The sequence below is a fragment of the Arcobacter sp. F155 genome (assembly GCF_004116455.1).
Classification (GTDB): domain Bacteria; phylum Campylobacterota; class Campylobacteria; order Campylobacterales; family Arcobacteraceae; genus Halarcobacter.
On the sequence record NZ_PDJU01000060.1, the window covers coordinates 1 to 384 of the forward strand.

The following is a 384-nucleotide window of genomic DNA, read 5'->3' on the forward strand; positions in this document are numbered from 1 at the left end:
GCTGTTACAGGTAAAGATGAACCTATTGGTTTATTAAAAGATCCAAGTGGAAGCGTTGTGAATGGAATATATCCAGATAAAAAGCCAGTAGGCACTTTAACGTTTGAACCAGGTCGTAAAACAATTAATGAATTAAAAGGTGTAGTGAAATTATTAGCTAAAAAATTAAATGGTGATGGTAAAACAGATTCAGATCGACCAAAAAATATTGCTGGAAAAGTAGTTATGGTAACAAATCCATTTGATCCTTTTGATATTCAAGCAAACGCGACAATTCAAAATGCAGCTGGGGTATATGTGACAAGTTTACCATTTAATCCGATCCTTACAGAATCGGTATTTGTACCTCAAGGGAAAGTATTATTCTTTGTCAAAGGTCAGTAT

1 pseudogene is annotated in these 384 nt (G+C 33.9%); it reads left to right on the forward strand.

The features are described 5' to 3' along the window. A pseudogene (locus CRV03_RS14070) lies at positions 1–384 on the forward strand (hypothetical protein); the annotation flags it as partial.